This window comes from Nitrospirota bacterium (genome assembly GCA_016180645.1).
GTDB lineage: Bacteria > JACPQY01 > JACPQY01 > JACPQY01 > JACPQY01 > JACPAV01.
Genome location: JACPAV010000003.1, coordinates 176517 through 187324, shown reverse-complemented (window position 1 = coordinate 187324; position 10808 = coordinate 176517). Strand labels below are relative to the sequence as shown.

8 protein-coding genes are annotated in these 10808 nt (G+C 60.4%); 4 read left to right on the top strand and 4 right to left on the bottom strand.

Annotated features, from left to right (window positions below; genetic code table 11):
- Positions 1 to 8 precede the first annotated feature (8 nt).
- Both HYT87_02380 and HYT87_02375 read left to right on the top strand, forming a co-directional pair.
- The gene (locus HYT87_02380) at positions 9 to 713 is read left to right on the top strand and encodes an outer membrane lipoprotein carrier protein LolA (protein MBI2058596.1); all 705 of its coding nucleotides are present in this window, start codon (positions 9 to 11) and stop codon (positions 711 to 713) included.
- Positions 714 to 715: 2 nt separating this feature from the next.
- Positions 716 to 3328 carry a sigma 54-interacting transcriptional regulator gene (locus tag HYT87_02375; GenBank protein MBI2058595.1) on the top strand — a complete coding sequence of 871 codons (2613 nt, stop codon included), beginning with the start codon at positions 716 to 718 and terminating at the stop codon, positions 3326 to 3328.
- Positions 3329 to 3380: 52 nt separating this feature from the next.
- On the opposite strand, the gene HYT87_02370 is transcribed toward HYT87_02375, so the two are convergent.
- Positions 3381 to 3800 carry a DMT family transporter gene (locus HYT87_02370; GenBank protein MBI2058594.1) on the bottom strand — a complete coding sequence of 140 codons (420 nt, stop codon included), beginning with the start codon at positions 3798 to 3800 and terminating at the stop codon, positions 3381 to 3383.
- A 164-nt stretch (positions 3801 to 3964) separates the two neighbouring features.
- On the opposite strand from HYT87_02370, the gene HYT87_02365 reads away from it, so the two are divergent.
- Both HYT87_02365 and HYT87_02360 read left to right on the top strand, forming a co-directional pair.
- Positions 3965 to 5116, top strand: a complete 1152-nt coding sequence (locus HYT87_02365) for a carboxymuconolactone decarboxylase family protein (protein ID MBI2058593.1) — start codon at positions 3965 to 3967, stop codon at positions 5114 to 5116.
- Positions 5117 to 5127: 11 nt separating this feature from the next.
- On the top strand, positions 5128 to 6351 hold the full coding sequence (locus HYT87_02360) for an adenylate/guanylate cyclase domain-containing protein (GenBank protein MBI2058592.1): 1224 nt from the start codon (positions 5128 to 5130) through the stop codon (positions 6349 to 6351).
- A 71-nt stretch (positions 6352 to 6422) separates the two neighbouring features.
- Here the strand turns inward: HYT87_02360 and HYT87_02355 are convergent, their stop codons facing one another.
- From HYT87_02355 to HYT87_02345, 3 genes are read right to left on the bottom strand one after another with little or no spacing between them, the layout of a single operon-like run.
- A complete protein-coding gene (locus tag HYT87_02355) occupies positions 6423 to 7148 on the bottom strand; it encodes a hypothetical protein (protein ID MBI2058591.1) in 726 nt (241 codons plus the stop codon).
- Positions 7149 to 7187: 39 nt separating this feature from the next.
- On the bottom strand, positions 7188 to 7607 hold the full coding sequence (locus HYT87_02350; protein MBI2058590.1) for a DUF5618 family protein: 420 nt from the start codon (positions 7605 to 7607) through the stop codon (positions 7188 to 7190).
- Positions 7608 to 7655: 48 nt separating this feature from the next.
- The gene (locus tag HYT87_02345) at positions 7656 to 10805 is read right to left on the bottom strand and encodes an efflux RND transporter permease subunit (protein MBI2058589.1); all 3150 of its coding nucleotides are present in this window, start codon (positions 10803 to 10805) and stop codon (positions 7656 to 7658) included.
- Between the last annotated feature and the right edge of the window lie 3 nt (positions 10806 to 10808).

Here is a 10808-nt window from a genome sequence, read left to right as displayed (position 1 = left end):
GTGACCCCGTGATCCGGCGTCCCGCTCAGACTTTCCTTCTCATTCTTACTGGTTCACTGGTTCACGGGCTCACGGGTTCGCGGGCTCACGCTTCGGGCGACATCGTCGATCGGGTACAGGCTTACTACCGTTCCATCAAGGGATACTCCGCTCGTTTTTCCGAAGAAACGCGTTTGCCGCGCTCCGATGTGCCCTTCACCCGCAAGGGGCGGGTCAATGTCATGATCCCATCAAGGATGCGGTGGGACTACGAAGACCCGGACAAGAGCGACATCATCATTGACGGTCGGAACCTCTGGCTCGTCAACTGGAAACGGGATGAAGCGATTTCATGGGCCTTTGCTCCAGATGCGGTCGGGCCGATGGGCTATGCCTTTCTCACGGGGGTGGGGGATTTCAAGAAAATGTTCGAGGTGACCCCAGCGATGGGCAAAGAAGGCGAGTGGCTGATCCTGCTCATGCCCAAGGCGGAAACCCGGACCGGTCCCATCCAACTCTACGTCAAGGGTGATCCGCCCGTCCTCACCGGATTTGAAATGAAAGGCTCCATGGGAGAGAGGGTCAAAATCAAGCTGGAAGGATTTGCAGAGGCAAAGGCATTCGAAGTTGAGACCTTTACCTACAAACCGGGACCCAAGACGCGGATCATCAGTTTGGAAGAATTCCTGGGAGGGGCCAGTCTCGCACCCGTGTCCCCAAGAACCGCGGAGTGACCATGGGTTGGCGCGAGACGCTGGAGGACAAGGACCGGCGTCCTCTCCTGTGGCTGGGCGTGCCGGCGGTACTAGGCACACTCCTCGCCTTCGTGGCCCTTGTCGTTCTTTATCGCTCGCCTTATTCCGGATTTCACACGGCGCTCAGCCCCGTGGTGACTTCGGTGGATCCGGAGAGTCCGGCGGGCCGGGCCGGATTCCAAAGAGGAGACACGATCGTCTCCGTGAATGGGAAGGATGTCCACGGGATCGTGGAATTGTTTCTCATTCGCCGGACCCTCAAAGCGGGACGGGAAGTGACGTTCACCGTCGAGCACTCGGGCGTGCATATCGAGCGCCCACTCACGCTCCAGCCCTACGGGAGACTCGGTCCGGCCCTGCTCGGGTTCGTGACGGGCTTGGTCTTCCTCGTGGCGGGCTTTGTGGCTCTCTGGAAGAAACCGCAGGCCCGCGTGGCCCAACTCCTGGCCCTCACGGGGTGTGCCCTCATTCCCGCGCTGACCGTCTTGCAGGAATGGGTTCAACTCATGCCCTATTCGTGGCTCATCCAACTCTGGATGGGTCCGGTGCTCTTCCTGCCGCCTGTTTCTCTCCACCTTTCCCTCTCCTATCCGCGGGAACGGACAGGTCTGAAAAAGCGTCCCTGGCTCGTCTATCTCATCTACCTTCCGGGCGTGATGTTCTTCTTCCACGTTCTCCTGCGCTCGATGAGCGTCTACCGCGATTTCCGGGTCGGCGAGAGCGTTCTCGATGCCGCCTATTTCAGCGATATTTTTCAGAGCGCGATTGTCTATGCGACCGTCTCGATCGGCTACTTCGCCGTCGAGCCCTTCATCGTGCTTCATGCCTACCGGTCCGCCTCGGATCGGCGGGAAAAGCTCTGGATTGGACTCCTATTCCTGGCAGGGCTGCTCACCACGGTGCTGGGAATTCCGATGTTCGTTTCCGCTCTCGGCCGTCTGGAGGATCTCTTCTCCGGTCTCGTCCGGCTCGATAGCGTGCTTGGGGGCATCCTGCTCCTGGGCGTGGCCTGGTTGCTGGGCGTGATGGAGCCTTCCATGGCGTTCAGCCGCGAAGGTTTCCGCAAAGGAATCCTCTACGGTGCGGTGGCCATCGTGCTTGCGATTCTCGCCTACGTCTCGGTGGCCTTGATCGAGCCCTGGCTCCCATCGAACATGGCATGGAGGACGGCAGCCTATTCAGCGGACGTGCTCCTCCTGACGCTGGCCGGCTTGTGGCTGAAAGGTTTTCTGGACGAGCGATTCCTCGAAGGGGAGTCGCAGGACCGTCTTTCCGCGTTGCAGCCTGGGCCGACCGCCGCGACTGCGCCGGACGGGGGAGTGCCCGCTGTTGAGCGAGGAGAAGATCTCTTGAAGTGGCCGAAACCGGCTATCGCCCTGGTGGGTCCCCGGCCCTCCGAAGCGTGGCTGAAAAAGGTGTCACCGTGGTTCAAGGTCGATTCATTCGCGACCCTGGAGGAGAGGGACGATTCCCCACGCTCGCGGTATGACATGACGGTGGTTGAGCGTTCCGACGGGAGCGCGGTCCCCGAGGCCCCGAACGCGTTCGTGCTCCCTTCGCTCTCTGAACTGTCGCCGCAGGCGTTCGTCTCCGCCGTTATCAAGCACAGTGCCGGGAAATACGCCGCGGACATCGATGATCGGTACACGTTCGTGACCTGCAACCCGAAACTCAAGGAGATTTCAGAGTTTGTGAAAACCCGCGTGAGCCAGGTGGAGAGTCCGGTGCTCGTCACGGGCGAGAGCGGGAGCGGGAAGGAACTCGCGGCCCGGTTGATTCACAAGTTCAGCCGGCGTTCCAAGCAGGCGTTTGTGGCGGTGAATTGCAGCGCCCTGGCGCCCGGCGTGTTGGAGAGCGAGCTGTTCGGTCACGAGAAGGGTGCGTTTACGGGCGCGCTCCAGCGTCGGCTCGGGAAATTCGAAAGCGCCCATCTGGGGACGCTTTTCCTGGACGAAATTGGGGACCTTCGCCCGGAGATTCAGGTCAAACTCCTGCGAGTGCTTCAGGATCGCGTCATCGAGCGGGTCGGGGGGAACGAATCGATTCCCATCGATGTCCGGATTGTCGCCGCGACAAACCGGGACCTCAAGTCACTGATCGCCTCCGGGGCCTTTCGTGAGGATCTTTTCTACCGACTGAACGGTATTCCCGTTCACATGCCGCCCCTCAGGGAACGGAAGGAGGACATCCCCTGGCTCGTCTCGTTTATCCTGGAGGAATTCAATATGCGGTACAACCGGCATGTATGGATGCCGGAAGTGCGCGAGATGATCCGCTACCAGAATCACACCTGGAGCGGGAACATCCGCGAATTGGAAAACTGGATCAGCCGCAATGCGAGCGCCGTATCGGATGGGGAGCCGCTCCCGTTTTCGACGGGGGCGCAGGCGGCGGCCACGAAAGATATTCCCCTGGCGCCCTATGATGATGCCGTGCGGGATCTGACCGTTTCGCTCATGGTGAAGGCGCTTCGGACAGCGAAGGGCAACGTGAAAGAGGCGTCCCGCATCATCGGGATGGAATACAACAAGATGCGCCGCGAAATCCGCCGCTACGAAATCGACGTGGAGAAAGTGAGCGGGGATAATGGGTGACCGTATACTATTATGGGCTATAATAGAATATACTGTCACCGATTATGGAGTCTTACCGGGCGACGAGGGCCACGCCGGCGCAGGTGAGGACGATGCCGAGGAACTGCACGGCGGTGAACGGCTCGCGGAGGACGAACGTGGCGAGGATCGCCGTGAAGACGGGATAGGTGGCGGTGAGGGCGACGACCTTCGCTGTCGGTTGGCTCCGGAGCAATTCGAAGTAAAGGAACATTCCGATCGTCGGGCCGATGATGCCGCTGATGACGATCCACAGGTAGTGGATCGGTTTCACCCCGGCTAGCTCCTTGTGCGCCGAAAACGCCCACGCGCCGGCGAAGTAGAGAAGACCCACAAACAGGCTCCGCACGGCGATCATGATCCACGAGGGTGCGCCGCGCGAGGCGAGTTTCTCAAAGAGCGGCGTTACCCCCAGCGCCAACGCGCAACCGAGATACATCAGAGCGGATTTCATGGCGCTCACCTTGGCATGACCCGGATGACACGGCAAGCCAACTCTGAACGCCTATGGAGGCCAAGCCTCGATAGCCGCTATAGAGGCTTAGCCTCTATAGTTGGCGGACCATTGCGAAAAAATCCGGGCTGTCGTATGGTTGTGGACCGGAACGGTAATCAACAATGCCCAGCGTAGTCAAGCCATTGACCGATTCGGAAGCGTCGCCCGAGGCCCGGAGCATGTTCGCGCGAATCAAGGCGGCCGCGGGGGCGGTGCCGAATCCCATGCGGGTTCTCGCTCATGACACCCACCTCTTGGAGACGGCGCTCAAGGAAGAGGAAGCCCTGTACTTCACTTCGATCCTTCCGGAACGGCTGAAGAATCTGGTCTGCTACGCTGTCGCCCAGGAACACAGTTGTACGTACTGCATGGGAGCGATGGCCATGATGCTTCGGCTGAGCGGGTTCTCCGAGAGGGAGATCGATGCGCTGAAACGGGAAATGGAGGCCGCGGAATTTGATGAGAAGACCCGCGCCATCCTCGATTTTGTCCGGCACTTCAGCCGATCCCCTGAAACGATCAGTCGCGCGGATGCCGCCAAGGTTCGGGATGCAGGATACAAAGACGACGAAATCATCGCCGTGATCGCGCTGGCCGCGCACATGGGGACCGGCACAAGGTTCGCCACGTCGCTCGACATTGATCTCGATGGAATGGTGAATGCAGCGAATTCCGGTTTCGGCCGAAGGACGCTCATTCCCGTCATGCGATTCATGATGAACCGGAAGGCCAGGAAGGAATCCTCCCATGCGGGGAACGGGCCTCCGCCTCTCCAAGCCCAGCCCATCCTCGGGCAGATCACCCGCCATCCGCTCTTGGGATGTTGCCCGGGGTTCTTTGAATCGCTGGCGTTTCAGCCCGGCGTCTTGGAAGCCACGTGGGGCCGGTATCAGCGGATGCTGGAGCAGGGCGCCTTGCAGCCCGTTACGAAATCCTACCTTGGATTGATCGTGGCCGAGGGTCTGGGCTCTCCTGATCTCAAGGAGCTTCAGATCCTGGTTCTGGGCCGTTTGGGGCGTTCGCGAGATCAGGTTGAAGGGGAAATGCGCCGTCTCTCCCCGGAGATTCCCGATGCGCGACGAGCCGGTCTCGTGGAATGGGCGCGAGGCGCCGCCAAGCCGGGCGATGCGAATCATCTCCGGTCGATGGGGCACAAGTTGAAGGCCGAGGGGGCATCGGACGAGGAGCTCGTCGAAACGGCGTTCACGGTAGCCTCATTTTATGGGTACGCCACATTCGCCAACGGCCTCTCGGCCCTCCAGTCGCCCTCCTAGCGCCTCTTTCCTTGTCGCTCGAATCGAACTCCGCCTCTCCCGCGATTGCCGCGGAACTCCGGGCCGAAATCTGCGAGGGATGGCACACCATTCTCACGCTGCAATTTCGTCTCTATCTTTCCCTGGCGGCCGTCGGGCTCACGGTGGGTCTCGGATTCCCCTATCTTTTCCTGACGAGGGAACAGGGATGGAGAATCGCGGCCGGGTCGGCTCTGGGCGCGATGGGGCACGGCCTTCTGCGATGGCACGAGCGCAGAAAACCCTGCCCGTTCCAGGTCATGGTCGGCGCGCATTTGGTCAATTCGGTCTTTGCGGCAGGGCTTGTCTGGTTCACGGGAGTTCGACCGATCGCGTATGTGTTGGTCTTCAATCTGTTCCTGTCCTCCTTTCTCTACCAGCCGTGGCTGGGCGTCGTTTCGGGCGCATTGGGAATGGGTCTCGTAGCCGCTCAATACGCGTTTCTGGGCCTGCGCGGGCTGGAGGATTTGGCGATCGTCGGGTGGTTGGTGGTCGGAACCGGGGCGGCGCTCGTCATGACACGCACGCTACGCCAACAGGCCGGGAGGATCTACACCCACTCCAAGGAAAAGCTGTCGCTCCAGGAAACATTCGGCCGGTTTACGGGTGATTTTCTTACGCGCCGCGCCCTGCAAGGGGGGGTGGCGATGGAAGGCGAACGGCGCGAAATCACGGTCCTCTTCACCGATCTTAGGGGTTTCACAACCCTCTCCGAGAAACTTTCTCCTCAGCAGCTTGTCGAACTCATCAACGAGCACTTCCAGATGAGCGTGGACGTAATCGAGAAGAACGGCGGCCATGTGAACAAGTTCATCGGCGACGCGGTGTTCGCGATCTTCGGGGCGCCCGATCGGAACCCGTGGCACCGGTTGGACGCCGTCCGCGCCGCACTGGCGCTCCGGGCGGCGCTCAGAGAAACGAACGCCCGGCGTGAGCGCGAGAATCGGCCCACCCTCAAGATGGGGATCGGCCTCCATGCGGGAGAAGCAGTGGTGGGCCTGATCGGCAGCCGCACCCGGGCGGAATTCACCGCGATGGGTGACACCGTGAACGTCGCCTCACGATTGGAAAGCATGTGCAAGGAACGGAACGCAGACCTCCTGATTTCCGGCGCCGTCGCCGAGTCATTGGATGCCTCTTTCGGCGCCGTCGAACTCGAACCGGCCCAGGTCCGCGGCCGCGCCGAACCCGTGCGCCTCTTTACAATTCGCGCCTGACACCTCTCGTGCGAATGAGCACCTAGGCAGTGTGCACCAGTGACCGGGTTCCCCTGGATTCTTCGGCTCCTTCAGAATGTCTCGATCCGCGGATCGAAGGGACGGCCGGTAATGTTTTCGAACTCGACCCAAACCTGCTGGTCCGTTTTCAATTCCCCTCCGAACCACTCGAATGTCTGGCCGCTGAATCTGACCGGACCTTTGCCCAATTTCAGGATGAGTTCACCTGAGTGCTCAACATGGGTCGATTCGCGGTCCTGCGTGAAGATCTCTTGAATCGTCACCGTTTCCGATGACGTAGCAGTGATTTCCATCCTAAAGTTCACGGAGAACGGAAACAGGTTGATCTGACCCGAGCTGAACTCATGCAGCGATCCCCGTCGTGTGGAGCAGGGGAGAACCAGCCAACGAATTGGATCGATACCGTAAGACTCCCAACCTTCTCCAAATCCGATGACAAGGCCTTGCGAGTTCCAGTATGTGGAGATGGAGTCGCCCCAACTGACGTGATGGAAAAGTGGGCCATTACCTCGGCGCAATCCTGTCTGGGCTACTTCATCCTTGTGATTGTGACACCAACGTGTTTCTCCCTGGGGGCACCTCGCGCTCGCGATCATCTTCAGAACCAGTGGATTTCCCGCTGAGTCCTCAATCGGAAAAAACTCTTTCATCGGACACTCCGGATTCTCGTCCAATCCGGGCTCAAGCACTTGTGCCTTCTGTCCGCATGAGCCGAGTGTGAGAATGACCAAGGTGAAGCCCCATGCCGCCCGGCCAAAAAGGCGATCATGCGTCATCACGTCGCTCCCATGCCACCGGATTCTGCGCCTTCGCTTCTACCCGATCTTCCGGCCGGAGAGGGTTTCGATCGCGCGGCGGGCCACGTCGAAAGCGGCCTTGGCCGCCGCAGGGGTCTTGAAATCCCCCCAATAGTACCCGCCGAGATGGACCATGTCGTAGGCGGTGTTCAGAAGTTTCATGAGCCTGCCGTTCTGGTAGGCCAGTCGCCGCGCAACGTTTTCCCGAATCCCGTCCCAAGAGCGGGGTATCTTGTTCGGAGGGAGTCCCTTCTCCAACAGAGCGGCCTTAATCGCCTTGTCGATGGCCAGCCACGCCGTGCCGAACGCCTCCTGGACGGGCTTGATATCAGAGTAGATGTCGTCCTTGACCTCGCACCGGGCGAGGAGCCCACGGGCATTCCGGTAGTATCGGAACGCTTCCTCGAAACCATTCGTGCTTCGAATCTTGCTCCCCATGGTTTCTCATTGTTCCACTGACCCGTGTTTGTGTCAAAACGCCGATGGTCAGCTCCTTGAGCGTCCGAGAACTCTCAGCAGGAGGTTCCCCACGTCCAGCCGGATGAGGTAGACGCAGGGGATGAAGAAGAGCGTCAGGATGGTCGCGAAGAGAAGGCCGTAGCCGAGGGCGAGGACGGAAGGCCGAAGGAATTTGTCGGAACCGCCGATGCCGTAGACGAGGGGCAGAAGGCCGGCCACGGTCGTTATCGTCGTGAGCCAGACGGCCCGCCAGCGCCGCTTGCCCGCGGCCACCGCGGCATCAAATGGGTTCATGCCTTCCGCGCGTAGGTCGTTGAGGAAACTCACGAGCACGATGGCGTCATTCACCACCACCCCCGCAAGGCCAATCGTTCCAATCAAACCCATGAAGCTCAACGGCAGGTCGTGTGCGTAAAACGCCCAGATGACGCCGATGACCCCGAAAGGGATGGTCGACATCACGACGAACGGCTGGGTGAGGCTCTTGAACTGAGTGGCAAGGATGATGAAAATCAGCGCCAGTGCGACGAGAAAAGCTTCCCGGAGACTCTCCAGGCTTTTCGCTGTGTCCTCCCACTCGCCCCCGGCCTCCACGATCAGTCCGGGATTCCGAACTTCCATCTCCTTCAAGAGTGGCGCGATCTGCTTGTTGACGAGTTCGCTGGTGGTGGCCTTTTCGTCGATCCCGGCGGAAACCGTTATGGTTCGCTTCTCGTCGCGGTGGCTGATGGAGTTGATGCCGGTGGTTCGCTGGAGGCGCGCCACGGTTGCCAGCGGAACCAATTGGCCCATGGCGTTGGGAATGGACAGTTTGGAGAGGCTCGCGATCCGTTTCCGCTCCTCCTCCTTGTAACGAACGCGGAGGTCGATTCGATCCCCGCCTTCCCGGATCGTCGTGGCGACCGCCCCACCGAGGGCCGCCTGCACGTGCAGCGCGATCTGCTGGACGGTGAGGAGTGAACGGGCGGCGGCCTCCTCGTCGACGATAACCTGAAGCTCCTTCTTGCCCGGCTTGTAACTCTTGTCCGCGTCCCTCACTCCGGGCGTCTTCGCGAGAAGGACCATGACGTCATCGGCGACGCGATCGAGCATCCCCAGATCGTCGCCCTTGAGGCGCACGGCGACGGGTTTGCCGACCGGTGGGCCGGTGTGCGCCCGCTCGAAGACCAGCCGGGTGAATCCTTCCTGCTTTGCGGTGGCCTCGGCACTCGGCCGAAGGGCTTCCACAATTTCATCCGCCGTCCGCGTCCGGTCCTTTTCCGGCGTGAGGAAGGCCACCATCTGCCCGAGGTAGCTCCCTCGATGCGTAAAGGGATCATTCGGGTCGTTCTGCTGGATGCCGATGTGCGTCACGAAACTGCTCAGTTCCTCGGGGGGCAGGGATTGGACGACGGCCTCAAGCGTCCGGAACTTTTCCGAAGTTTCTTCGAGTGAAGTTCCCAACGGCAAGTCGGCTCTTACGAAGAAGATCTCAATGCCCTCCGCCGGGAACAGGATGAATTTCATCTTCTCCCGGGCGAACCAGAGGCTGAACAGCAGGAGAACGACGAGAGCGGAAACGAGGAGGTAGCGGAGCCTCAAGCATGCGGCGAGCACGCTCCCGTAGGCTTCGGTGAGGGTATCGAACACACGCGAATGCTTTACAGGGGCGGGGCCTAGGGCCGGAGAAGCGTTCTTTCGCCGATACCACCAATCGCGCACTCTCAGAATGTTGTAACTGTGGGAGGGCAGGGCAACGAAGGCCTCGATCATGCTGACGCAGAGGGTGATCATGACCACCTTCGGCATGCTCGAGAGAAACTTGCCGAAAATCCCTGAGACCATCATGAGGGGCAGGAACGCCGCGATCGTGGTCAGCACCGTGGACGTAACCGGCCAGATCACTTCGCTGGTCCCGTTCACCACCGCGTCCCGGGCGGACTCCCCCCGCTCATAGTGGGTCCAGATGTTCTCGGCGACGATGATGCCGTCGTCCACGAGCATGCCGACGACGATGACAAGGCCGACCATGGTGATGAGGTTGACCGTGAGTCCTGTATATCCCATGATCATCATCGTGCCCAGGACGGCCACGGGGATGCCCCAGGCGGTGACAAGGGCGATGCTCTTCGACATGGAAATCAGAAGGCAGATCAGAACGAGAACCAAACCGAAAAGAGCATTGCTGATGAGCACCTGGAGCCGGTTGCGAACGAAGATGCTGATGTCGTTGATGTAGTCGATCTTGAGTTTCGGCTCGCCGGCGGTCTTCGCGAAATCGTCGGCCACCTCTTTCACCTGGTCCACCATGCGGATGATGTCCCCGTCCTTGGCCTTCAGGACCCAGAGGTTGATGGACTCGTGCCCGTTCGTCCGGTTGGCCCGGGTGATTTCTTCGAAGGTGTCGCGGACGCGGGCGACGTCCTTCACCCGGATCCCGATTCCGGCGTCGTTCACCCGGAGGAGGATGTTCTCAATCTCGGCCGCCCGGTGAACTTCGCCCAGGGTGCGGACGAGCCATTCGCCTTCGGGGGATTTCAGCGCTCCGCCGGGGAGGCTCACGTTTCTCGTCGCCAGTGTGCCGATAATGAAACCGAGGCTGATGTTGTAGTGCTCCAACTTCTTTGGATCCACCTCGAGCCAGAATTCCTTCTCCCGGTAGCCGAGCTTCTGGACTTCCTGCACGTCTTCAAGTTCCTCGATTCGGTCGGCCAACCGGTCCGAGAGTTCGTGAAGTCGCGCGTAGGGCACCTCACCCGAGAGGGCGACTTCGATGATCGGTTGGTCGCCGCTCTTCATCTCTTTCACGAGGGGCTGCTCGGGCAGATCCCGGGGGAGATCGCGCACTCGGTCCACCGCCCGCTGGATTTCCGTCACGGCCTTGTCCTTGTCGGATTCGCTCAGATCGGGATCGAGGCGGACGAAGATGAGGCTGAACGCTTCGACGCTGAAGCTGTTGAGTTCTTCGATGCCGTCCACGCGTCCGACTTCGTCCTCGATGGGATCGGTGACATACTGTTCCACCTCTTGGGGGCTCGCGCCCGGGTACGGCGTTTGGATGAAGACGACGTCGAAATCCACCGCGGGGAAGGCCTCACGCCGCATCTGGAACGTCTTGATGAGTCCGACGGCGACGACCAGGGCTGTCAGCAGGTTGAACAGGAGCGAATGCTTGAGGGTGAATTGGACGAAACGCATGAC